The sequence below is a fragment of the Thiothrix fructosivorans genome (assembly GCF_017349355.1).
Lineage (GTDB): Bacteria > Pseudomonadota > Gammaproteobacteria > Thiotrichales > Thiotrichaceae > Thiothrix > Thiothrix fructosivorans.
On sequence record NZ_JAFMPM010000007.1, the window covers coordinates 213,375 to 235,481 of the forward strand.

23 protein-coding genes are annotated in these 22,107 nt (G+C 51.2%); 12 read left to right on the forward strand and 11 right to left on the reverse strand.

Annotated features, from left to right (window positions below; translation table 11 throughout):
- Positions 1 to 2: 2 nt before the first annotated feature.
- The 6 genes from J1836_RS13735 to J1836_RS13760 are packed head-to-tail and all read right to left on the reverse strand — an operon-like array spanning position 3 to position 3,348.
- A complete protein-coding gene (locus J1836_RS13735) occupies positions 3 to 488 on the reverse strand; it encodes a DUF3106 domain-containing protein (RefSeq protein ID WP_207251692.1) in 486 nt (161 codons plus the stop codon).
- Positions 466 to 702 (reverse strand): hypothetical protein, encoded by a 237-nt coding sequence (locus tag J1836_RS13740; RefSeq protein ID WP_207251693.1) that lies wholly within the window; start codon positions 700 to 702, stop codon positions 466 to 468. The genes J1836_RS13735 and J1836_RS13740 overlap by 23 nt, the downstream gene beginning before the upstream one ends.
- A 21-nt stretch (positions 703 to 723) precedes the next feature.
- Entirely contained in the window at positions 724 to 876 is a 153-nt protein-coding gene (locus tag J1836_RS13745) for a hypothetical protein (RefSeq protein ID WP_207251694.1), read from the reverse strand.
- The gene (gene tnpC, locus J1836_RS13750) at positions 839 to 2,416 is read right to left on the reverse strand and encodes an IS66 family transposase (protein ID WP_242632653.1); all 1,578 of its coding nucleotides are present in this window, start codon (positions 2,414 to 2,416) and stop codon (positions 839 to 841) included. The genes J1836_RS13745 and tnpC overlap by 38 nt, the downstream gene beginning before the upstream one ends.
- Before the next feature lie 18 nt (positions 2,417 to 2,434).
- Positions 2,435 to 2,752, reverse strand: coding sequence for a hypothetical protein (locus J1836_RS13755; protein WP_207251695.1), 318 nt, complete (start codon positions 2,750 to 2,752; stop codon positions 2,435 to 2,437).
- Positions 2,752 to 3,348, reverse strand: coding sequence for an RNA polymerase sigma factor (locus J1836_RS13760; RefSeq protein ID WP_242632854.1), 597 nt, complete (start codon positions 3,346 to 3,348; stop codon positions 2,752 to 2,754). The genes J1836_RS13755 and J1836_RS13760 overlap by 1 nt, the downstream gene beginning before the upstream one ends.
- Before the next feature lie 162 nt (positions 3,349 to 3,510).
- Here J1836_RS13760 and ypfJ point away from each other — a divergent pair, with 162 nt between their 5' ends.
- Positions 3,511 to 4,380, forward strand: a complete 870-nt coding sequence (gene ypfJ / locus J1836_RS13765) for a KPN_02809 family neutral zinc metallopeptidase (protein WP_207251696.1) — start codon at positions 3,511 to 3,513, stop codon at positions 4,378 to 4,380.
- 1 nt (position 4,381) lies between these two features.
- Here the strand turns inward: ypfJ and J1836_RS13770 are convergent, their stop codons facing one another.
- Complete coding sequence (locus J1836_RS13770; RefSeq protein WP_207251697.1) at positions 4,382 to 5,551, reverse strand: pyridoxal phosphate-dependent aminotransferase; 1,170 nt, start codon at positions 5,549 to 5,551, stop codon at positions 4,382 to 4,384.
- Positions 5,552 to 5,588: 37 nt separating this feature from the next.
- Here J1836_RS13770 and J1836_RS13775 point away from each other — a divergent pair, with 37 nt between their 5' ends.
- From J1836_RS13775 to J1836_RS13795, 5 genes are all read left to right on the forward strand, one after another.
- The gene (locus tag J1836_RS13775) at positions 5,589 to 6,392 is read left to right on the forward strand and encodes a M23 family metallopeptidase (RefSeq protein ID WP_207251698.1); all 804 of its coding nucleotides are present in this window, start codon (positions 5,589 to 5,591) and stop codon (positions 6,390 to 6,392) included.
- A gap of 634 nt (positions 6,393 to 7,026) precedes the next feature.
- Positions 7,027 to 7,893 carry a 5-bromo-4-chloroindolyl phosphate hydrolysis family protein gene (locus J1836_RS13780; RefSeq protein WP_207251699.1) on the forward strand — a complete coding sequence of 289 codons (867 nt, stop codon included), beginning with the start codon at positions 7,027 to 7,029 and terminating at the stop codon, positions 7,891 to 7,893.
- A 30-nt stretch (positions 7,894 to 7,923) separates the two neighbouring features.
- On the forward strand, positions 7,924 to 9,093 hold the full coding sequence (locus tag J1836_RS13785) for a toxic anion resistance protein (protein ID WP_207251700.1): 1,170 nt from the start codon (positions 7,924 to 7,926) through the stop codon (positions 9,091 to 9,093).
- Positions 9,094 to 9,096: 3 nt separating this feature from the next.
- A complete protein-coding gene (locus tag J1836_RS13790) occupies positions 9,097 to 10,194 on the forward strand; it encodes an SPFH domain-containing protein (protein ID WP_207251701.1) in 1,098 nt (365 codons plus the stop codon).
- A 23-nt stretch (positions 10,195 to 10,217) separates the two neighbouring features.
- Positions 10,218 to 11,450, forward strand: coding sequence for a TFIIB-type zinc ribbon-containing protein (locus tag J1836_RS13795; RefSeq protein WP_207251702.1), 1,233 nt, complete (start codon positions 10,218 to 10,220; stop codon positions 11,448 to 11,450).
- Positions 11,451 to 11,452: 2 nt separating this feature from the next.
- Here the strand turns inward: J1836_RS13795 and J1836_RS13800 are convergent, their stop codons facing one another.
- Positions 11,453 to 12,052: a DUF72 domain-containing protein gene (locus tag J1836_RS13800; protein ID WP_207251703.1), complete on the reverse strand. Its 600-nt coding sequence runs from the start codon at positions 12,050 to 12,052 to the stop codon at positions 11,453 to 11,455.
- A gap of 148 nt (positions 12,053 to 12,200) precedes the next feature.
- On the opposite strand from J1836_RS13800, the gene J1836_RS13805 reads away from it, so the two are divergent.
- From J1836_RS13805 to J1836_RS13830, 6 genes are all read left to right on the forward strand, one after another.
- Entirely contained in the window at positions 12,201 to 12,572 is a 372-nt protein-coding gene (locus J1836_RS13805; protein ID WP_207251704.1) for a TusE/DsrC/DsvC family sulfur relay protein, read from the forward strand.
- 131 nt (positions 12,573 to 12,703) lie between these two features.
- A complete protein-coding gene (locus J1836_RS13810; protein WP_207251705.1) occupies positions 12,704 to 13,333 on the forward strand; it encodes a C40 family peptidase in 630 nt (209 codons plus the stop codon).
- Positions 13,334 to 13,464: 131 nt separating this feature from the next.
- Positions 13,465 to 13,908 (forward strand): peptidoglycan-binding protein LysM, encoded by a 444-nt coding sequence (gene lysM, locus J1836_RS13815; RefSeq protein WP_207251706.1) that lies wholly within the window; start codon positions 13,465 to 13,467, stop codon positions 13,906 to 13,908.
- Positions 13,909 to 13,926: 18 nt separating this feature from the next.
- The gene (locus J1836_RS13820) at positions 13,927 to 14,397 is read left to right on the forward strand and encodes a YidB family protein (protein ID WP_207251707.1); all 471 of its coding nucleotides are present in this window, start codon (positions 13,927 to 13,929) and stop codon (positions 14,395 to 14,397) included.
- 155 nt (positions 14,398 to 14,552) lie between these two features.
- A complete protein-coding gene (locus J1836_RS13825) occupies positions 14,553 to 15,482 on the forward strand; it encodes a MerR family transcriptional regulator (protein ID WP_207251708.1) in 930 nt (309 codons plus the stop codon).
- Positions 15,479 to 16,882, forward strand: coding sequence for a cryptochrome/photolyase family protein (locus J1836_RS13830; RefSeq protein ID WP_207251709.1), 1,404 nt, complete (start codon positions 15,479 to 15,481; stop codon positions 16,880 to 16,882). Before J1836_RS13825 ends, J1836_RS13830 begins: the two co-directional genes overlap by 4 nt.
- A gap of 60 nt (positions 16,883 to 16,942) precedes the next feature.
- Here J1836_RS13830 and J1836_RS13835 read toward each other — a convergent pair whose 3' ends face one another.
- The 3 genes from J1836_RS13835 to lgt form a co-directional block, all read right to left on the reverse strand.
- Entirely contained in the window at positions 16,943 to 20,386 is a 3,444-nt protein-coding gene (locus J1836_RS13835; protein ID WP_207251710.1) for a pyruvate carboxylase, read from the reverse strand.
- 129 nt (positions 20,387 to 20,515) lie between these two features.
- Positions 20,516 to 21,310, reverse strand: coding sequence for a thymidylate synthase (locus tag J1836_RS13840; RefSeq protein ID WP_207251711.1), 795 nt, complete (start codon positions 21,308 to 21,310; stop codon positions 20,516 to 20,518).
- Positions 21,307 to 22,092 carry a prolipoprotein diacylglyceryl transferase gene (lgt, locus tag J1836_RS13845; RefSeq protein WP_207251712.1) on the reverse strand — a complete coding sequence of 262 codons (786 nt, stop codon included), beginning with the start codon at positions 22,090 to 22,092 and terminating at the stop codon, positions 21,307 to 21,309. Before lgt ends, J1836_RS13840 begins: the two co-directional genes overlap by 4 nt.
- Positions 22,093 to 22,107 lie beyond the last annotated feature (15 nt).

A 22,107-nucleotide genomic window follows, 5' to 3' on the forward strand; every position in this document is an offset into this window, starting at 1 on the left:
AGCTAGTGATTACCATACTGTTTCTGTAAGGCTTTCATATAAGCGCGACGCTCGGCATCATTCATCGTAGACCACTGCTCTCGCAGTTTTTTACGCTCTGCTTCAGGTAACTTTTTAACCCATTCGTGCCATTGCTTAATCCGGGCTTTTTGCTCGGCTGACATGGCTCGGTAACGCGCTAATTGCTTAGCAACCTTCTTTTGCTGGGAGGCAGAAAGTTGTTGCCATTCACTAAAGCGTTGCTTAATACGCGTCCGTTCCGTAGCCGGTTTTGCCGCCCAACGCCGTAAACTGCTTTGGGTTTTATCGGACAACGTTTCCCACTCCTGTTGGAAATCTTTCAGTACTGATTTCTCATTACTGTTTAAATCCTCCCATTTCGCTGTATCTGCCATCACGGGGCTACTGGGTAACAATAATAGTAATGTCGCCAATAACACCATCAACAACCCGATGAAACGCCCTTTATTGCTGCTGTGATTCATCATCGCTCTCCTCGGTGGTGTTATCTGCCAATTGGTACGTTTTTTCTGTACCGGCAAATTCGATGAATGCCTCAGCTTTTTCCCAATCGCTGCCGACTTCATCCCACCAAGTGAGCATTTTCGCAATATCATCTGCCGTTTCATCGGCTGTCACAGGCGTTGCCGCCAGCAATGCCCACAGCATTGCACACACACTTAGGATTCCTTTCCTCGTCATGACCTTCTCCTTAATCACTGTTTAGCCGTATTCGGCCTCCAACCATTCATACATATCCAGATTTTCCAGCAAATCCATGTCTTCACCGGACATCAAGACATCCATCGCATTAACATCCAACTCGGTTGGTAATTGATCACATCCCCACCCCTTGCGGTAAAGCGGGCAGGGCAAAGCCAGCGCGGGCAGCGGTAATAACACTGGCAAGATAAGCCAAGGCAGACTGTCCACGTTTGCGGCAAGTACCGATGATGCTGGCCAGCATGGCAAACGCACGGCTCCCCGTAGCACTCTTTGTGCCATGGTTGGTTTTGCGCAGGATCACCCAATGGCGCAACGCCCGCTCAGCCTCATTATTGGTCAAGGGAAGCCACGGGTGGTCAAGGATTCGGAAAATGGCATCCCAATCATTGATGAACTCTTTCGCCAGTGCCGCCGTCTTGTCATGGGCAGATACGGCATGGATCAAGCATAATGCCCTGAATTCCAGGAGTTTTGCCTGATGGCGTTGACGGATCACGTCGGTTTGCGTCCCCACCGTGCCGCCTGCTGCCCGCCAAGCGTAAATGTCGTCCTGTAATACCCTCAGCCAAGCGAGGGTGAAGTTGCCAAACGTCCGCCCGTCTTTGTCCAGTGATTCTGCCAGCCCACGGGCTTTGCGGATCAGGTGCGCCCAGCAACGCAAGCGTTTGGGGTGGTGGCGGTAAGCGGCATAGCCATCACTCATCAGCCAGCCCCCAAAGTGGGGGCTAATCACGTTGTCGAGCATTTCAATGGTGCGCTGCCCTACGTAGAAACAAACGCTGAGGGTGGTGACGAATGTCCATAGCCACAGGGCTTCGCCACGCTCTTTCCAAGAGGTTTCATCAATATACAGCACCCCGCCGTCAGCGGTGGCTTCTGCCAACAGCCCTTCCACCAAGGCATCTTCCAATGGAGAAGCACTCGCGGCTGCTTCCTCAAAACATTGCTGCAACACCCCGACACTTAGGGGAATGCCCAACACCTCCCGCAACAGTTCTTGTGTGCCACGCAGTGACAAGCGTGAGCGCAGCCGTAGGTGGACAATAAGTGCCGCCAGATTGCCCCCAATCAGCCGCCACTCGCCCACATCAACCTCCGGGTATAACGGGTCGGGAGCTTGGCGATGCGGGATATGGCGGCTCACATGACCGCAGGTGCATACGCTATCGTGAAGGTGGTGGCGGGTGGTGATGACGGTCAGTCCGGGGTTCCCATCCGTGCCAAACTGGATGTCCACACTGTCATAGGCGGTATAAATACGGGAGACAGCCGCATCCAGGGACCTGCCACAGGCTTCACATCGGCTGGGGTAATGGTGTTCGTCTGCATTGATGGGCGGATGCCATACCCGACCATAACCCGGTGCGCCGGGTTGTTTACCCGCTTTGCGTTTGGCTGGTTGGGCTGGCTTTGTGCCCGCCACAGCTTCTGGTTCCGGGGTTGGCTTTCCTCTGGCTGCACCCACCCCTTCTGTTTCGGGCAAAGCCACCGTTTTGGGTGACGTTTCCCACGGGAAACCGCTGCTGGGTGGTTTGGAGGAGTTGTTGGAGTTTTGGTTGATCTGTTCCCGCGCTTCTTTCAGGTCATGCAACAACTTGGTCGACAGGTGCAGCAGTTCCTCCGGCGTGAGCTTGGCAAGGTACTGGCTGTTAAGCTGTTTGAGGCTGTGGTCTTTCAGTTGTTGGGTCATCGGGGGAGTGTCGCAAATTTAGTGCGTTTGGGTAAGGGGGGACTGTTCAGTTACCTCGGTTGTGCTGAGTAACGGTCTCGATGGCATCTCCGTTAGGGTTGGTAACACCCAAAGCGCGACTGTCAATGTGACAGCCGCTGCTACCGCGAATCCCCGTGCAAGCGACGAAAAGCGAAAACCAATGGATCGGCGGTCAAGCTGAGCCAAAGACTGCATCCGTAAGCGCGTCAACGCCGCTTGCGTCTGCCAATCCAAGTGCATGACCGACTGATCCATCCCCTGTTTTACTACCTTCACCACTACCTGTTCTGTTATCTCTATTGTCATGTTTGTCATTAATGATCTCCCAGTTTTTCCCGCAAACTGTGGATAGCCCTTGAATAATGTGTTTTTACACTCCCTTCGGAGCACTGCATGATTTTTGCAGTTTCGGCAATGTCATACCCTTCCCAGCCACGCAATAACAGCGCTTGCTGCTGACGTAATGGCAAGTGCCCCACTGCTGCTTGCACCAAAACACTCATTTCATCCTGCAACAATTGGCGTTCTGGCTCTAAAAACTGGGTTTGCGCAACCTGATCTTCTGGTGTAACGTCATCCTCATCGTCATTTGTGGAAAAAAACACCCGCCAGCGATTACGTACTTTCTGGCGACGATGCCAATCATTCAGCCTACTGTGCAAAATGGTGTGGAATAATGCACCCCACTCCCCCTCGGGATGTCCTGAATATTTTTGCACCAGCTTAAACATTGCATCCTGCACAATGTCCATAGCCTCATCTTCGTCTTGCGTTGCCAGACGTGCGACCACGAACGCACGCCGACTCACTTCCTTCAGGAAGTTATTGAGCCGTGCTGTGCTACCTAAACCATCATCCTTGTGCGAATCTCTCTCCAACCGTTCATTGTGATCGGTTATCAATGCCGCCATTCTCATCATATTCCTTTGAGTGCCCCTATTTCCCCTGCCAATAGCCGGAGACTCCTGTGTATTAACGCTGTAGTCATTTATAAGTTGACAGATTCCACGTAATTGGTTTTAGTTCTCAAAAAGCCGAAATAATTCCGAAGAATATTTTTATGGAGACACAAGATGCGCTGGAGAACAGGACGACAAAGCAGCAACGTGGAAGACCGGCGGGGCGGGAGTGGTGGCGGTGGCGGTGGCGGCTTCCGCATTGGCATGATGGGAACAGTCGCCATTGTCTTGATTGGCTGGTATATGGGCGGTAATCCACTACAACTGCTCGGCTTAGTAGGTGGTGCAAATACCATTTTAGGTGGATTAGGTGGCGGTAGCACCAGCCAAGAAGTCCGTACAGGCACACCCAATGATGACGGTGGCAAATTTGCATCCGCCGTACTCGCCACCACCGAAGATGTATGGAACCCCATTTTTCAACAACACGGTAAGCGTTACGTTGAGCCGAAGCTGGTCTTATTTGAAGATAGCACCGAATCGGCTTGTGGCTATTCGAGTGCTGCCACCGGCCCGTTTTACTGCCCCGGCGATCAAAAAGTGTATATCGACCTTGGCTTTTTCCACGAACTCAAAAACTTGGGCGCATCCGGTGAATTCGCACAGGCCTATGTGCTAGGGCATGAAATTGGTCATCACGTACAAAGTCTGCTCGGCATCACCGACCAAGTGACCCGTTTACAAGCACGTTCCAGCGAACGTGACAGTAACGCCTTATCAGTTGCTCTCGAATTACAGGCAGATTGCTACGCGGGTGTGTGGGCAAATCATTCCCAAACACAGCTCAATATGTTGGAATCCGGCGATATTGAGCAAGCCGTCACCGCCGCCGCATCCATCGGCGATGACCGTTTGCAACGCATGTCTGGGCGCACGATCAACCCCGACTCCTTCACGCACGGCTCATCCAAACAACGGGCTGAATGGTTTCAACGCGGGCAACGCTCCGGCAATATGCAGGACTGCAACACCTTCGGCAGTTAACTCAACGGGGCAGGTGGCGAGCCAAACGCGCAACCGCCTGCTCCAGTCTGGCTACTTCAGTGGTGTAAGCAAAGCGTACATGCGTCGCTGCTTGATGACTACCAAAGTCCAACCCCGGCGTAAACACCACCCCCGTTTGATCCAACATAGCACGGCTTAAGCGTTGCGCATCATCGCAAAAATGTGACGAATTTGCATACACATAAAACGCACCTTGCGGCTCAACCCCGATCACAAAACCCAAATCGCGTAACGCTGGTAGTAAGAAATCACGACGGCGTTGCAATTCCTGACGCTGCATTTCCATCATGCCAAGCGATTCCGGCGTAAAAGCAGCCAACGCGGCATATTGTGCAGGCGTAGACGCTGCCAGAAAAATGTTTTGTGCCAAACGATCCAGCGACTCCACCGCCCATTCGGGAGCAACCACCCATCCCAAACGCCAGCCCGTCATACCAAAGTATTTCGAGAAACTGTTGATCACCCAAGTATTATCCGCATCCACTGCTAACGCCGTAACATCGGGAACGCCATACGTTAACCCCTGATAAATCTCATCGACGATCAATTGCCCGCCACGCGCTTGCACTTCCGCATGAAGCGCTGTCAATTGCGCCATGCTTAATACCGTACCGGTAGGATTCGCGGGTGTTGCCAACATGACGGCACGCGTTTTTGTGCTCCAATGTTGCTGAATATGTACTGGAGTCAATTGATACGCCGTGTCTGCTCCGACCGGCAAAGCGGTGGCAATGCCTTCAAACAGACGGACAAAATGGCGGTTGCATGGATAGCCGGGGTCAGTCATCAGCACCTCATCCCCCGGATTAATCAATGCACCCAACACCAATTGCAACGCACCCGACGCGCCCGGAGTGATCAGAATACGGTCGGGTGAAATATTTACCCCAAAACGGCTGGCGTAGTAATCCGCAATGGCTTCGCGCAACGGCGGCAAACCCCGCGCAGCCGTGTATTTCGTCTGCCCTGCCTGCAAAGCGCGGATACCCGCTTCCACAATCGGCGCGGGTGTCGGAAAATCCGGCTCGCCTACTTCCATGTGGATAATGTCTTGCCCTGCTGCTTCACGCTGCCGCGCCTCCGCCAGCAACGCCATGACGTGAAACGGCTGGATGTCCCGCATTCGGGCGGCGGCTATGCTATGCTTCATCGTATCGTTCGTACCCACTTAATCAGGATTAATAAAAATGAAAAAATGGTTGCTGTTAAGCATGGCTCTCTATTCCGCCAACGCATTGGCATTCCCCCGCGAAAACCCTGTCCCCGGCGGTATTGCCCACGTCACGATTGCCCCACTTTCCAACACTGCCCCAATTGTACAGTATGCGGGGCAGCGGGTAACGGTTGTCCCCGTGGCATCGCAATGGGTCGCTTTGGTCGGCATTCCATTGGATGTGGAAGAAGGTACACAGCAATTAAATACGGCTAGCGGTGAACGTATTGCTTTTGAAATACAACCCAAGCAATACAAAACCCAGCACATTACCATCAGAGACAAAAACAAAGTTGACCCCGATGATGAATCCAGCGAACGCATCGTGCGTGAACTCGCCGTGCAACAACAGGCAAAAACCCACTTTACGGAAGGTGAAACACAACTGGATTTCATCAAGCCTGTACCGGGGCGCGATACAGGGCGGTTTGGTCTGAAACGTTTTATCAATAACCAACCGCGCAATCCGCACAGCGGCATGGACATTGCGGCTGCCACAGGCACACCTGTCGAAGCCACCGCTGCGGGGCGTGTCTTACATACCGACGATTTCTTTTTCAGCGGCAATACGGTATATGTTGATCATGGCGCAGGGGTGATTAGTCTGTACGCACATTTGAGTGAGATTACTGTCAAACCCGGTGACGTGCTCCAACAAGGTGATATTGTTGGAAAAGTGGGCAGCACCGGACGGGCGACTGGCCCACATTTGCATTGGTCGGTGTATTTGAATGGCGAACCTGTAGACCCTGCGCTGTTTTTATCGAGCAAAAAATAAGCCAAAGATTCAGGTTAGATTCATGGATTCGCGCTTAGTATAGTCACAACTTCAGCAGGAATCGCGAACTTGGGGTTTGTGGTAACGATTCTGTCGTCAGATGTATCTGAAATAAAAAAATAAGCTTGTTCCGCCGTTCTGACACTCAATGGCATAAGAGATTCGAGATGACGGCACGCTGAGGTTAACTTTCTCAATCCTACCCTGACAACCGGCCATTTATTGGGGAGCTGGTTGCATGGTTAGCCTTGAGAACCAGAATGCGAGGTCGCAAACAGGGGGTTTGCTTGCATTCACTCCCGACAGCATAACGCTGCGGTGTTCTTAAAGTTCCCTTTACAAAAAGCGAGTCCTAATTACGGCTCGCTTTTTTTTCGTTCTGACACAAACATGCATTCATTATACAGCTTCCGTTCATAAATAAAATCTTTTTCTCAGTACCATGCTTGAATAGAATAGGCTATATCCCCACATACACGCTACACTTAGCCTTGATTATAAAAAGGAGGATCGGCACAGTGGCCTATGCACTAAAAAAGACAATTGGCTTTATTCTGTTGGTGGTGACTATTGGCGGCGTTAGTGCGTCATCTATCTTTCACCTCTTCCCTCCCCTATTCTAATAGGACACACCATGACGACAACGGTCAAAACGGCTGCCAAACGCTACGAACCTGCCATTCACAATGTCCGCTATGGCATTAAGGGCATCTTGCTTTACGTACTTCCTCTCCCTGCATTGATTACCGCCATCGGCTCATTAATGCGCGGCGACGTCATGGATACACTGGTAACGGGGGGAATATTTGCAGCTTTCATGATAGGCGCAAGCATTGCTCGCCACGGCTTCCGCCTGCAAGGTGAATACGAACGCCGTAAAATTGCGCGTGCCCCCACTACCCCCTTCAAAACGGTGGCAGCCCTGATTATCAGCATTGCCACCGGCGCTTTAGAATGGTGGGGGAATGATTTCGCAATGGGTGATATTTTATCCTCAGCTCTGATCGGTGCAGTGACTTTCCTTGGCTTTGCGCTCTACTACGGGCTTGACCCGCGCAAAGATAAAGCGGGCAATATTTCCATCGGTGTCACCATCGAAGAAGTGCTAGAAGCGCTCGATGCCGCCAACGTCAAAATCGACGCGATTGAACAAGCCCGTCGCCAAATCCCCAACCCCGAATTCAATGCGCGTTTGCAGCGTATTACCAGCAAAGCCCGCGAAGTGTTGGAAAGCATTGAAGAAGATCCCACGCGCCTCTCCCGTGCGCGTAAATTCCTCAAAGTTTATCTGGATGGCACACAGCGCGTGACCGAAGGCTACGCTCGCACTCATCAGGGAGAACGGGCAGTTGCTCTGGAAACCAATTTCAGTCGGGTGCTGGATTCGCTAGAACAGACTTTTACCGAGCAACAAACCAAATTGCTGGAAGACAACCATTTTGATTTGGACGTACAAATAGAAGTGCTGGAAACCCAATTAAAGCGCGAAGGCGTCCTCTGATACACCAACAAACCTAAGGAGAAAACTACTATGAATGAAACACAAACAACAACAGCCGTACAAACTGCTCCAGCCATTATCCCCGGTACTGCCCTTGCGCCATTGCCCGAAATGACCACTGAACTGGTTGCCTACGACCAAGCCAATGATGCCAATAAAAGTAAACTCGAAAACATCATCGCTGAAATCGACATGAACGACCGCAGCAGCATTATGTTCTTTGGCACGAAAACCCAAGAGCAGATGACCACTATCTCTGAAAAAATGCTCAACGGTGTTAAAAACAAAGACATCGGTTCAGCAGGAAAATCCCTCACCAACATGGTCACGGCGATTAAAGGCTTTGACATTGACGCACTCAACCCCAACGACGAGCCAAGCTGGTGGGAAAAACTCATTGGCAAAGCCAAGCCTGTGGTCGAATTCCTCAGCCAATACGAGGAAGTCCGCAAGCAAATCGACACCATCACTGATGAGATGGAAGGTCACAAAACCCAGTTGCTGACCGACGTGGTAACGCTCGACAAACTCTACGAAGCCAACTTAGATTTCTTCCACAATCTGGAAGCGTACATTTCTGCTGGTGAAGAAAAACTGCGCCGTCTAGAAAGTACTGACATCCCTGCATTGGTTGCCAAAGTCGAAGCAAACACGGCGGATATGATCCTCGCACAAAACTTACGCGATCTGCGTAGCTCGCGGGACGATCTTGAACGCCGCGTCCACGACCTGCGTTTAACCCGCCAAGTCGCGATGCAAAGCCTGCCCAGCATCCGTTTGGTGCAGGAAAACGACAAAACCCTGATCAATAAGATCAATTCCACCCTGATCAACACTGTACCGTTGTGGAAAAATCAGTTGGCACAAGCGGTCACCATTTTCCGCATGAGCGATGCGGCTGAAGTCGTCAAAAAAGCTTCCGACCTCACCAACGAATTGCTGGAAAAGAACGCTGAAACCCTGCGTTTAGGTAATGCGGAAACCCGCAAACAAATGGAACGCGGCGTGTTCGACATTGAATCCGTGAAAAAAGCCAACCAAAGCCTGATCGACACCATCAACGACTCGCTGCGTATTGCGGACGAAGGCAAAGCCATGCGTGCCAAAGCCGAAGAAGAAATCAAGGTCATGGAAGGCGAACTGCGCCACGCCCTTACCGCAGCGAAATCCAAAGCCGCCAGCCCAAGCCAAGGAGCATAAACCATGGGATTATGGGACAAATTGATGGGTGAATTCGTTGATGTCATCGAATGGACGGATAACAGCAGCGACACGATGGTCTACCGCTTTGAGCGCCACGGCAACGAAATCAAATTCGGCGCGAAGCTCACCGTGCGCGAATCGCAAGTCGCCATTTTCGTCAACGAAGGCGAAGTCGCGGACGTGCTAACACCGGGCATGTACGTGCTGGAAACCCAGAACCTGCCGTTGCTATCCACCCTTCAACACTGGGATCACGGTTTCAGCAGCCCGTTTAAAGCGGAAGTGTATTTCTTCAACACCAAGCAATTCACCAACCTGAAATGGGGTACACGCAACCCCGTGATGATTCGCGATAGTGAATTTGGCGGTGTGCGCATACGTGCTTTTGGTACGTATGGAATGCGCGTTGATGATGCCCGCAAATTCATGCAGGAAATCATGGGGACGGATGGGCATTTCACCGTCGATGAGATCAGTGATCAATTGCGCAACATCATCGTCACCCGTTTCAGCAGCATTGTTGCCAGCGCTAATATTCCGGTGCTGGATATGGCAGCCAACTACGAGCAACTTGGCACGTTTGTCACCCAGAAAATCGCTCCTGAATACGCGGCGTATGGTCTGAAACTGACCTCGATTCTGGTCGAAAATATCTCCCTACCAACGGAAGTGGAAGAAGCACTCGACAAGCGTACCAGCATGGGCATGATCGGCAACCTAGACAAATACTTGCAATACCAAACCGCGCAAGGTGTCGGTAACGGCGGCTCTAATAGCGCGTTGGATATGGGAATGGGCTTTGCTGTTGCTAACAAAATGGCAGAAGTGCTGAATAAACCTGCCACTGCTGCTACCCCGCCACCGTTACCGGACACCAACTGGCATGTGGCGATTGGGCAAGAATCACGGGGGCCGTTGGGTCTTGCGCAATTGCAGCAAATGGTGCAAAACGGGCAAATGACAGCGGCAACCTTGGTCTGGCAAGCGGGGATGGCGAATTGGCAAGCAGCGGGGGAAACGGCTGCCCTCAGTGGATTGTTTGCCACGCAAGCACCACCACCGATTCCACCCTCAGCGCCCCCCCAAAGTACACAATAACAACAACGGCTTAGAAGGCTTCAATGGCGGATAACAAAACTAACCAACAGCACTTTCCCTGTGAACAATGTGGCGCGGATCAGGTGTACCAACCGGGTACGCAGACACTGACTTGCACGTATTGCGGGCATCAAAATGCAATACGCCAAGGTACGCAGGAAATTCGTGAGTACAGTTTCGAGCAAGCATTACGGGCTATCCAACAGGACAAATTACGCCCGTTGGATAACACGCAAGTGGTTAAATGCCCCAACTGTGCCGCCATTTTTGAGCTGAAGCAAAACAATCACGCGGGTGATTGCCCCTTCTGTGGCACACCCGTGGTGACGGGGACGGAACAAACCCGTTTGTTCCAACCCAAATCATTATTACCTTTTCTGATTACCGACAAAAATGCGCACGCCGCGTTTGATCAGTGGATCGGTAGCTTGTGGTTCGCGCCGTCTGCCTTGAAAGACAAAGCGAAGCGTGATGAAAAATTGCTGGGTATTTATATCCCGTATTGGACGTATGACAGCCATACCGATAGCTATTATCGCGGTGAACGCGGCGTGATCTATTACGAACAACAAATGGTCACTGTTATCGTCAACGGTCAACCGCGTCAGCAAATGCAGAGTGTGCCACGGGTACGTTGGACTCCCGTGAGTGGGCGGGTACGGCTGTTTTTCGATGATGTTTTAGTCGGTGCAACCCATACCCTACCCCGCACTATCTTAGACCGTTTAGAACCGTGGGATTTACCGAATCTTATACCTTACAATGAAAGCTATTTGAGCGGTTTCCAAAGCGAAATCTATCAGGTGGATTTGGATGAAGGCTTCGAGCAAGCGCGGGGCGTTATGGATAGTCGCATTTACAACGCGATTATCAGCGACATTGGCGGCGACCAGCAGCGCGTACATAGCCTGCAAACTCAGCATTCTGCCACCACCTTCAAACACGTATTATTGCCGGTGTGGTCAGCCGCGTTCCGCTATAACGGCGCAACCTACCGCTTTGTCATTAACGGGCGCAACGGCAAAACCCAAGGCGAACGCCCGTACAGCGTGGTAAAAATTGTGTTTGCTGCCTTACTCGGCATCACCTTATTGGGTGGCGTGGGGTATTACATGGAAAAAGCGGGAATGTTCGAGCAAATAATGCAACAAGGCGGCAGCTATCAATACCAGCAGTATCAGCCGCCACAACAGCAACGCTTACCTGACCCTTACCGCTATGACCCGTATCGCAGCAAGCCGAACGCTTACCGCTAGCGTTACACGCCGTAGAGCTGTTGCATCAAACGCATCTGTTCCACGGTTGCATACGGCGTATCCAAAAACAGGATGACATCGCGATGTGCTGTGTGTTGCTGAAGTTGTTCAAAAACGTCACGCAAGGCTAGCGGCGCGAAGGCTTGAGGGGAATGCAGCATACCGACTTGCGCCTCCGCTCCATTAGGCATTACCCCCAACCATTGCCCTGTCACGCGCTGATGCACGGCGAAACGTTCCACCCATGCCACAGGTAACAAAGGCATTGCATCGCTATCGACCAGCAATCCCAACACTTTTTCCGCCAAATGCTGCTCTACCGTCATCTGTACTGACTGCCAATGTGCTGCCTGCAAAACATCACGGGTGAGTTCTAGGTAAAACCCAAAATCATCTGCGGTATCCTTTGCCCATGTTGCTACCGCCGCTAATGACACCGCATTCCACAGTGCCGCAGGCAATAGTATTCTACTGAATTCATTAGCATAATAGGCAATATGCCACTCTGCTGGTAGATCATCAGGGTAAAAGACTTGCGCCCAATTGCTCGGCGACCAACCGTAGGCGGCAAGGGTTAGGCTGCTAAAAATAGGTTGCTGCATACTCACTTGTTGCCGTACTCCATACATTAAAATGAAACATACCGTAAAGGTACAACAATTCTTGACTTATGCACTCAAGAATATTACTTTATAGATATAAGAAACGAATAATCATACCCAATCGCCACCCCAATAGGAGGATGAAGCCATGATGTTTAGCGATGTTTCTTTGGATGAAATGTTCCCGCGTGCCCATGCCGTACTGCGAGCCCCCCTTCCTGTCCTCAAAACCCATAAGATCTATGCACTGATTGACCAAAATGCAGCAGAACGCGGCATTACGCTGACAGCAGCACACCGCGATGTCATTGATTTTATCTTAGACTTCTACGAACACTGCGATGATTGCCAAAATGCCCGAATGCTGGCAGATATGCTGCAAGATGAATTCATGCCGCAAGGTGGGCGCAAATATTTATACCAACTGTTCCCCGATGGCCCGTTAAGTACCATTCATGATTTAGCCGATTTACCCAAGCTGGGTAATGAATCTGATAAAAGTTTCGGCACTAATTGGTAGCCATTGATTCAGCTCTGTAAAAACCCCCGCTAAGCGTGCTGTTTAGCGGGGGTTTTTTGTTTGTGTTCAGTTTTGAACTTATAGAATACACGTTAGTTCTAAAGATATAACAAAAAACAGGGCAGATTATAATGGGTAAATTTAACGCAGCACTGCTGACGGGTACAGCAGCGGCATTTTTAGGGGGTTGTGCGCCAGTGACTTACTACCCACAAACCGCGCAATACCCTTATTGGAATCATACTGTACCGGGTGCTTATCAAGGGAATTATCAGGGGGAAGCGCGACCGTATTACACCAGCTATAACCCATCCAACACCTCCCAACCCACTTATTCACAACAATATCAACCGTTTTCTCAGCAAGCTGAACCAGCAGATGCACCCGCTAGACGTGCACTGCTTGCACAAGCCCATCAAGCCTTGGGAGTACGTTACACTTACGGCGGTGAATCACCGGGGACAGGCTTTGATTGCAGTGGTCTTACCCAATATGTTTATAAAAATGCACAAGGTATCAAACTGCCACGCACCGCCGCCGAACAAAGCCAAGCCAGCCGCACTCTCAGTTTTGAAGAAATGCGCCCCGGTGACTTAATCTTCTTCCGTACTAGCGGCAGCACAGTTAACCATGTCGGTATCTATGTTGGGCGCGGTAATTTCATCCATGCCGCCTCCGGTGGCAGCAAAGTCACATTGGATAACCTCAGCAAAACCTATTGGCAGCAACGTCTGGTTAAGTTCGGGGCTTTCCTCGCTTAAAAGTGTTTCCCGAATGAACCTTTTAGTAAAATTTGCCGACTGACTGTCAGGTCAAGCGTTAACTTTGACTGAATAGCGTCTATACTACGTGTGGTGATCAATCCACACGTAAATCATTAGGAGAAAATAAGATGGGACTATTTGATTTTGCCCGTAATATTGGCAAGAAAATTTTCGGCAAGGAAGAAGATGCTCCCGCCGCTCTGGAACAACACATCAACGAAGACAATCCGGGTGTCAGTGGTTTGCAGGTACAAGTCAATGACGGCGTAGCCACGTTGACCGGTCAAGCACAGTCTGCGGAAGCGTTAGAAAAAGCTGTCCTGATGGCAGGCAACGCGATGGGTATCCAAGAAGTCAAAGCGGACGGCATGACCATCTCCGATGGCAGCCAAGTCGGTGGCGATGACGAATTCTACGTGATCGAAAAAGGCGATACCCTGTGGGAAATTGCTGACAAAGCGTATGGCAATGGCGCTAAATATACCAAAATCGTGGAAGTTAACCGTGAAGTCATTAAAGACGCAGACAAAATCTTCCCCGGTCAGAAAATTCGTATTCCAAAAAATATCTAACCAAAGGTACATCCACACATGGATATAATGCAAATCGCTGTCCAAATGTTTAAAAGCCAATTAGACAAAGACCATGACGGTCAATTGGAAATGACTGAAATTGCTTCAGCCATGATGGGTCTAATGGGCAATGGTCAAAATCAAGCACAAGCAGGTGGTTTGGGCGGCTTGGCTTCCATGATTTCTGGTATGCAGGGCGGCGGCGACTCCGGTTTAGCTTCACTGGCAGCTTCATGGTTAGGTAATGGCGCAAATGCACAACCTAGCGGTGGTCAACTGACACAGATGTTTGGTCAAGACAAAATCGCGGCATTCGCACAGCAACTGGGTATTAGCCAAGAACAAGCGCTTAACGGCTTGCAAGCGGCTGTCCCTGAAGCGGTTGACAAAGCTTCTCCAGCAGGTTCTCTGGATTTGAACAGCCTGTTGGAATCTGTCGGTGGCGTTTCTGGCGCAATCGGCTTGGCGAGCAAACTGTTTGGTCGTTAATTCGATCTAGCAGCACATGACGCACAAAAGCCGCCCCTTAACAGGCGGCTTTTTTATGTGCAATCACTAAACCGTAATTTTCATACGCGTATTGTTCTACCTGCCCATAATCACCTATAGTTATATGATTATTGTACAAGGTCATTACAAACCCTATGACATCGACAACTGCGCCCAACAACGCTGATGCAACCGCACTCCTCCCCATCGGCACAGTCTCTGAACAGACTGGCGTGAATAGCGTCACCTTGCGTGCATGGGAACGCCGTTACGGTTTACTCAAACCACGCCGCACCCCGAAAGGTCATCGCCTTTACAGCCAACACGATGTCGAACGAGTCAAGCAAGTGCTCATCCTGCTCGACCAAGGCATTCCTGTCAGCCGCGTCCGTGATGTGCTTGACAGTCATCACCCCTTGCCTTTGCTGCGAACGGCAACCGATGTCAAAACCGATGACCCTTGGCGGCATTATCACACACTGTTTCAACGCTGGATTCGCAAACTCGATGCACGCTCCCTCGACCAAGTATTCAATGAAGCCGTCTCACTCTATTCACTGGAATTAGTCGCCAAAAAGCTACTATTACCGCTGCACCAACAGCTTTGGCAACAGCAAGCGCTGCTCCCCTCGACCTATGCGGATTACGCATTCCTGCATGAATTCCTGTGTGCCAAACTCAGCGCCCGTTATTTGCAGCACAATAGCCGTGCCACAGGCAAGCGCATTTTGCTCGCAAATCAGCACGACAATACGACGCAAGTGGAATTGCTCTTGCTTGCCAATGTGTTAAGCCAACACGGTTATCAGGTCAGTTTACTGGGTGCAAACACGCAACTGGATCACCTGCCCCTAATACTGGAACGCGCTGCACTCGATGCGTTAGTGCTGCCCCAAAGTAGCGGCCTTTCCGCTGCACTGCACGCTTTAGTAGCACTAACGGGTATCCATGTCTTCTTAGCAGGCATTCAAGAGGCGCAAGCGGACGACACAGAACATGCGCGTATTCATTGGCTGCCCGACGAATTAAATGATATTTGCCCGTTGATGGATCAAGTGCTACTCACCGCAGGGCAAACCGCATGACAACCGCTATCGTCTGGTTACGGCAAGATTTGCGCCTTGCCGATAACCCCGCGCTGTACCATGCCTGCCGCAAATGCGCACACATCATCCCCATTTTCATTGATGATCCGCTACCGACCTCCATCAGCCAACTCGGTGCGGCGAGCAAAGTCTGGTTACACCACAGCTTGCAAGCCTTGGATAGCAGTCTGCAAGCGCAAGGCAGTCGTTTGACGTTACGGCATGGCGCAGCACTCGATGTCTTGCGTGACTTAATCGCCAGTACGGGTGCGACACATATTTATTGGAATCGGGTATACGACCCCGCCAGTCTTGCCCGTGATAAGCACATCAAAGAAACACTCAAATCCGTCTGCGAAGTTCACAGCTTCAATGCCAGCCTACTGAACGAGCCGTGGGAAGTGCTCAAAGCGGACGACACCCCCTACAAAGTTTTCACCCCGTTTTGGAAAGCGATGTTGAAGTACGGCATTCAACACTTACCGCTGCCGATGCCAGAACACATCCCTACGCCTGCAAATCTGCCAGAAAGTCTGCCACTTAACGCATTAAAGTTGCTGCCCACCATTCGCTGGGATACCGATATGATGGCGCATTGGCAGGTCGGCGAACACGCGGCGATGCAAGCATTACACAATTTTCTCCCCAATGGTGCAGCTTACAAAGACGACCGCAACCTTCCCGCGCAACAGGGTACAGCACGCCTCTCCCCGCACCTGCATTTCGGCGAAATCAGTCCACGCCAAGCTGTTTACCATACCGAACAATATCTGGCGGAACATCCCGCTGCAGAAAGCGGCTTGCGTCATTTTATGCAGGAAATCGGCTGGCGCGAATTTGGGTATCACCTGCTATACCACTTTCCGCATACCGTGGCTCAAGCACTGGATAGCCGTTTCGATCATTTTCCGTGGGCGGATGACTACGATGCTGTGTTGCAACGTTGGCAACGTGGACAAACTGGCTTCCCCATCATTGATGCCGGAATGCGTGAACTGTGGCAAACGGGCTGGATGCACAACCGTGTACGCATGATCGTGGCATCGTTGCTCACCAAAAACTTGCTCGTGCCCTGGCAAGCAGGCGAACAGTGGTTTCGGGATACACTGGTGGATGCTGATCTTGCTAGCAATGTATTCGGGTGGCAATGGACGGCAGGCTGTGGCGCAGATGCCGCGCCGTATTTCCGTATCTTTAACCCCATCCTCCAAAGCCAGAAATTTGACCCTGACGGTGAATACATTCGTCGTTGGATACCTGAGTTACAGGGGCGTGACAACAAGCAGGTGCATTTGCCGCATGAGTTGGGCGATGGATTGCGGGATTATCCACTGCCTATCGTGGAGTTGGGCGGGAGTCGAGAGCGGGCGTTGGCGATGTTTACGCAGATTAAAAAGTAAGATTTAATGAGTAAAATGCCCTGTCTTGATTAGACAGGGCATTTTTAACGAATGACTAAATCACTCGAATTCAACGACCAAATCGCCTTGCTCGACTAACTCACCCGCGTGCAGATGCAGCTTTTTCACCTTACCCGCTGCTGGCGCAGTAATCGTGGTTTCCATCTTCATGGCTTCGATGACAAATAGTGGCGCATTCTGCTCCACCTCATCGCCTGCTTTGACCATGACGGCAGACAATTTGCCCTGCAATGACGTACCGACTTCATTCGGATCGACCGCTTTCCGGTTAGTCGCACGGGTTGGCTTGACGGACAAATCGCGGATTTGCACCGCACGAATTTGCCCGTTGAAGTCAAACGTCACACCACACATGCCGTTCTCATCCGTTGGTGAACGGTACAGCAAGCGGATAATCAGCACCTTGCCGCGCCCTAATTCAACCAGCACTTCCTCATTCAACTTCAAGCCGTAAAAGAATAGTGATGTCGGCAGATGGCTAATTTCACCGTATTCCTGCTGATGCTTGTAGAAATCACGGAATACTGCCGGATACATTTTGAACGACAAGAAATCGAGGAAGGTTTGTTCAGGGTCAAACTCCTGCTTGAACGCCTCAAATTCGGCATCCAAATCCACCGGCTTTAAATTGTCATTCGGACGCCCCGTATACGGCTTCTCACCTTTGAGGATAATGTCGCTCAAAGTCTTCGGGAAACCGCCCGGTACTTGCCCTAAACCACCTTTAAACAAGTCGATCACGGAATCAGGGAACGCCAACGTGCGCCCACGTTCCATCACATCCTGCTCAGTCAAGCCGTTGGAAGTCATGTAAATCGCCATGTCACCCACGACTTTGGAGGACGGGGTAACTTTCACAATGTCGCCGAACATGCGGTTGACGACTGCGTAGTTTTCCTTGACTTCCTCAAACTTGTGCTCTAACCCTAACGCAATCGCCTGCGGACGCAAGTTAGAATATTGCCCACCTGGAATTTCGTGGTTGTACACTTCCGCCGTCCCTGCCTTCAAGCCAGACTCGAACGGGTAATACATTTCGCGCACATCTTCCCAGTAATTCGCGTAAGCATTCAAGGACTTGAGATTGTAGGGCTGTTCACGCGGCTGACCTTCCATCGCTGCAATCAGCGAGTTCAGGTTGACCTGTGAAGTCAGCCCCGACATGGAGCTCATGCAGCCATCCACAATGTCCACACCCGCTTCAATCGCTTTCAACAAGGTAGCGGATTGAATCGACGCGGTATCATGCGTATGCAAATGAATCGGAATACTCACCGATTCTTTCAACGCTGTAATCAAGGTGGTCGCCGCATACGGCTTCAATACGCCTGCCATATCCTTGACCGCCAGCATGTGCGCACCTGCATCTTCCAACTGCTTCGCCAAATCCAAGTAATATTGCAAATTGAATTTATTGGACGGATCTTTGTTCAACACATCGCCGGTATAGCAAATTGTGCCCTCTGCGATCCCGCCAGTACGCTCACGCACGCACTGAATGGATTTGCGCATCCCCTCAATCCAGTTCAAGGAGTCGAAGATACGGAACACGTCGATACCATTTTCCCACGACTTTTCGATGAAGGCTTCCACCACATTGTCGGGGTAGGCGGTATAACCCACCGCATTCGAGCCACGGAACAGCATCTGGAACAGGATGTTCGGAATCGCTTCACGCAATTGACGCAACCGATCCCACGGGCATTCGTGCAAGAAACGCATTGCCACGTCAAACGTCGCGCCGCCCCACAATTCCAATGAGAACAATTGCGGATGGTTTTTCGCCAGACCTTCGGCGATTTTCATCATATCATCGGTACGCACACGGGTTGCCAACAAAGACTGGTGCGCATCACGTAGCGTGGTATCGGTATAGAAAATATTCGGCTGGTCTTTCACCCATTGGCAGAACTTTTCTGCACCCATTTCGTCCAGCAAATTTTTGCTGCCCTTCGGGTATGCGCCCAACTTGTCAAAATTAGGCACAAGCGGCTTGCGGAAATGCTTGTGCGGGTCGACGTATTTCACATCCGGGTTGCCGTTAACGGTGACATTACCGATGAACTTCAGCGTTTTTGTGCCACGGTCAAAACGCAACGCAGTGTGGAACAGTTCAGGGTGGTTGTCGATGAACGTAACCGCGCATTTACCCGTGGTAAATACCTGATGTTGCAACACGTTTTCAAGGAAACCGATATTGGTTTTCACGCCACGAATACGGAATTCCTGCAAAGCGCGTAAGTTGCGGTTGGCTGCACCTTCCAGTGAACGCCCCCACGTCGTGACTTTTACCAACATGGAGTCGAAGAACGGTGATACTTTCGCACCGGGGTAAGCTGCGCCTGCATCCAAACGCACGCCGAAACCGCCGCTGCTGCGGTAGGCAATGATTGTGCCGTAATCGGGTTTGAAACCGTTTTCAGGATCTTCGGTGGTGATGCGACACTGCACTGCGTAACCGTTGCATTCGACCGATTCTTGGTTGGGAATACCAATGTCGGGGTCGTCCAACCGCGCACCGCCAGCAATCAAAATCTGGCTGCGCACAATGTCGATGCCGGTAATTTCTTCGGTGATGGTGTGTTCAACCTGCACACGCGGATTTACTTCGATAAAGTAAATGCGTTCGTCTTTATCGACCAAGAATTCGACTGTACCCGCGCAGGAATAATCCACGTGACGGGTAATCGCAAGGGCGTATTTGTACAGATTTTCGCGGGTTTCATCTTTCAAACCCGTGCTGGGCGCGACTTCGACCACTTTCTGGAAACGGCGCTGCACGGAGCAATCGCGTTCATACAAATGCACCAGATTGCCATGCGTATCGCCCAAAATCTGGATTTCGATATGCTTGGGCGAGTCGATGTATTTTTCGAGGAAAACCGTATTGTCGCCGAACGCTTTCAGGGCTTCGTTACGCGCATCGTTGTACGCGCCTTCCAATTGCGATGGGTCACGCAAGACGCGCATCCCACGCCCACCGCCGCCAGCAGCAGCTTTAAGCATGAGCGGATAACCAATGCGGTCGGCTTCGCGACGGGCGATGTCCACGGTATCCAGTGGTTCGCGGCTGTCTTCAATGACGGGCAAACCAGCGGTAATGGCGTTTTCTTTGGCGGCAACTTTGTCGCCTAAACGCTGCATCGCTTCGGGGGTAGGCCCCACAAAAATAATGCCTTCTTCGCGGCAACGCCGGGCAAATTGCACGTTTTCAGAGAGGAAGCCGTAACCGGGGTGAATCGCGTCCACATGATGACGCTTAGCGGTTTCAATAATGGCTTCAATATCGAGATAGGGCTTGAGCGGCTCGTCGTCTTTGCCGATCTGATAGGCTTCATCCGCTTTATAGCGATGCGGTGAGAAGCGGTCTTCATAGGTGTACACGGACACCGTACACAGCTTGAGTTCGGCTGCGGCACGCAAGATACGGATCGCAATTTCGCCACGGTTGGCGACCAGCAGTTTCTTAATTGGTCGGGTCATGGAACTACCTTCGATAATGGTGGAACAAGGTTGCCGTTAGCGGTGAATGATGTGCGGTAAGCCCACACTCTTATTGTGTCGATAGTTTGCGTGACTGATAGGTCGCTGTAAAGCCAAGATAAGCGGTAATCAAACCGCTATCGGCGCTTTTATCAAGGAATGATGCGTATAATCCAGCAACTCAAAATCAGCGTAGGTGAACGCAAACAAATCGTGCACCGCTGGGTTCAGTTTCATCTGTGGCAGCGGGTAAGGTTCACGACTGAGTTGCAGCTCCACCTGTTCCAAATGATTGGAATACAGGTGCGCATCCCCCAACGTGTGGATGAATTCACCCGGTTGCAGCCCTGTGACCTGCGCCACCATCATGGTCAGCAAGGCGTAAGAGGCAATATTGAACGGCACACCGAGGAAAATGTCGGCACTGCGCTGGTACAACTGGCACGACAGCTTGCCTTCCGCCACGTAAAACTGGAAAAAGGCATGGCACGGCGGTAGCGCCATATTATCCACATCCGCCACATTCCACGCGCTGACGATAATGCGGCGCGAATCGGGGTTGGTTTTCAATTGCTGGATAATTTGCGCCATCTGGTCGATATGCCGCCCATCAGGGGTAGGCCAGTTACGCCATTGGTAGCCGTAAACAGGACCCAACTCACCCTTGTCATCCGCCCATTCATCCCAGATGCTCACGCCGTTGTCCTGTAAATAGCGGATATTGGTATCGCCTTTGAGAAACCACAGCAACTCATGAATAATCGAGCGCAAATGCAACTTTTTGGTGGTGACAACGGGAAAACCAGCACTCAAATCAAAACGCATCTGATAACCGAATACGGATACCGTACCCGTACCCGTGCGATCCGCTTTAACGACACCATGATCACGCACATGGCGCATCAAATCGAGGTATTGCTTCATCGCTTACCCGCTTTGTATGCCCAGCCCATGAACAACAGCCCCAGTAAGACCATAGGCACACTCAAGACTTGCCCTTGCGTGACCCAGCCCCATGCCACGTAGCCAAGTTGTGCATCGGGTTCACGCACAAATTCAACAATAATCCGGGCAATGCCGTACCCCACGAGGAATAAGCCCGAAATCGCACCCACTGGCGGCGAACGCTTTCTAAACCAATTCAACACGAGGAATAACACCAAACCTTCCAACAATGCCTGATAAAGCTGTGACGGGTGGCGTGCAATATCGTCTACCCGTGGGAATACCATACCCCACGGCACGTCGGTTGCCCTACCCCACAATTCACCGTTGATAAAATTGCCGATACGCCCAGCCCCCAAACCAATGGGGACAAGTGGCGCAACAAAATCACTGACTTGAAAGAACGTCAGCTTCCAACGCCGTGCCAACAGGAACATCGCCAGAATCACCCCCAGCAAACCGCCGTGGAAACTCATGCCGCCATCCCAAATCTGAAACAACGAAATCGGGTCAGACAAAAAGCCTTTCAGGTTATAAAACAGCATGTAACCGACGCGCCCACCAGCAACCACGCCGAGAGCACCCCAGAACATCATGTCATCCACACGGTCTTCGGTCATGATGCTATGCGGTTCTTTCGCACGCATTTTGCCAATGAATAAAAAGCCGAGGAAACCGATCACGTACATTAGCCCGTACCAATGCACTTGCAACGGGCCCAGCGATAACGCAACGGGGTCAAATTGAGGGTGTACCAGCATAAGTTGTGTTTACTC

Excerpts from the sequence above, each read along its gene's own strand:
- ypfJ (WP_207251696.1), top strand. The coding sequence starts at position 3,511 with ATGCGCTGGAGAACAGGACGACAAAGCAGCAACGTGGAAGACCGGCGG.
- J1836_RS13760 (WP_242632854.1), bottom strand. The coding sequence starts at position 3,348 with ATGGCGGCATTGATAACCGATCACAATGAACGGTTGGAGAGAGATTCG.
- J1836_RS13780 (WP_207251699.1), top strand. The coding sequence starts at position 7,027 with ATGACGACAACGGTCAAAACGGCTGCCAAACGCTACGAACCTGCCATT.
- lgt (WP_207251712.1), bottom strand. The coding sequence starts at position 22,092 with ATGCTGGTACACCCTCAATTTGACCCCGTTGCGTTATCGCTGGGCCCG.
- J1836_RS13835 (WP_207251710.1), bottom strand. The coding sequence starts at position 20,386 with ATGACCCGACCAATTAAGAAACTGCTGGTCGCCAACCGTGGCGAAATT.
- J1836_RS13740 (WP_207251693.1), bottom strand. The coding sequence starts at position 702 with ATGACGAGGAAAGGAATCCTAAGTGTGTGTGCAATGCTGTGGGCATTG.
- J1836_RS13755 (WP_207251695.1), bottom strand. The coding sequence starts at position 2,752 with ATGACAAACATGACAATAGAGATAACAGAACAGGTAGTGGTGAAGGTA.
- J1836_RS13840 (WP_207251711.1), bottom strand. The coding sequence starts at position 21,310 with ATGAAGCAATACCTCGATTTGATGCGCCATGTGCGTGATCATGGTGTC.
- J1836_RS13810 (WP_207251705.1), top strand. The coding sequence starts at position 12,704 with ATGGGTAAATTTAACGCAGCACTGCTGACGGGTACAGCAGCGGCATTT.
- J1836_RS13785 (WP_207251700.1), top strand. The coding sequence starts at position 7,924 with ATGAATGAAACACAAACAACAACAGCCGTACAAACTGCTCCAGCCATT.
- tnpC (WP_242632653.1), bottom strand. The coding sequence starts at position 2,416 with ATGACCCAACAACTGAAAGACCACAGCCTCAAACAGCTTAACAGCCAG.
- J1836_RS13795 (WP_207251702.1), top strand. The coding sequence starts at position 10,218 with ATGGCGGATAACAAAACTAACCAACAGCACTTTCCCTGTGAACAATGT.
- J1836_RS13820 (WP_207251707.1), top strand. The coding sequence starts at position 13,927 with ATGGATATAATGCAAATCGCTGTCCAAATGTTTAAAAGCCAATTAGAC.
- J1836_RS13830 (WP_207251709.1), top strand. The coding sequence starts at position 15,479 with ATGACAACCGCTATCGTCTGGTTACGGCAAGATTTGCGCCTTGCCGAT.
- J1836_RS13825 (WP_207251708.1), top strand. The coding sequence starts at position 14,553 with ATGACATCGACAACTGCGCCCAACAACGCTGATGCAACCGCACTCCTC.
- J1836_RS13790 (WP_207251701.1), top strand. The coding sequence starts at position 9,097 with ATGGGATTATGGGACAAATTGATGGGTGAATTCGTTGATGTCATCGAA.
- J1836_RS13770 (WP_207251697.1), bottom strand. The coding sequence starts at position 5,551 with ATGAAGCATAGCATAGCCGCCGCCCGAATGCGGGACATCCAGCCGTTT.
- J1836_RS13800 (WP_207251703.1), bottom strand. The coding sequence starts at position 12,052 with ATGCAGCAACCTATTTTTAGCAGCCTAACCCTTGCCGCCTACGGTTGG.
- J1836_RS13805 (WP_207251704.1), top strand. The coding sequence starts at position 12,201 with ATGATGTTTAGCGATGTTTCTTTGGATGAAATGTTCCCGCGTGCCCAT.
- J1836_RS13735 (WP_207251692.1), bottom strand. The coding sequence starts at position 488 with ATGATGAATCACAGCAGCAATAAAGGGCGTTTCATCGGGTTGTTGATG.
- J1836_RS13775 (WP_207251698.1), top strand. The coding sequence starts at position 5,589 with ATGAAAAAATGGTTGCTGTTAAGCATGGCTCTCTATTCCGCCAACGCA.
- lysM (WP_207251706.1), top strand. The coding sequence starts at position 13,465 with ATGGGACTATTTGATTTTGCCCGTAATATTGGCAAGAAAATTTTCGGC.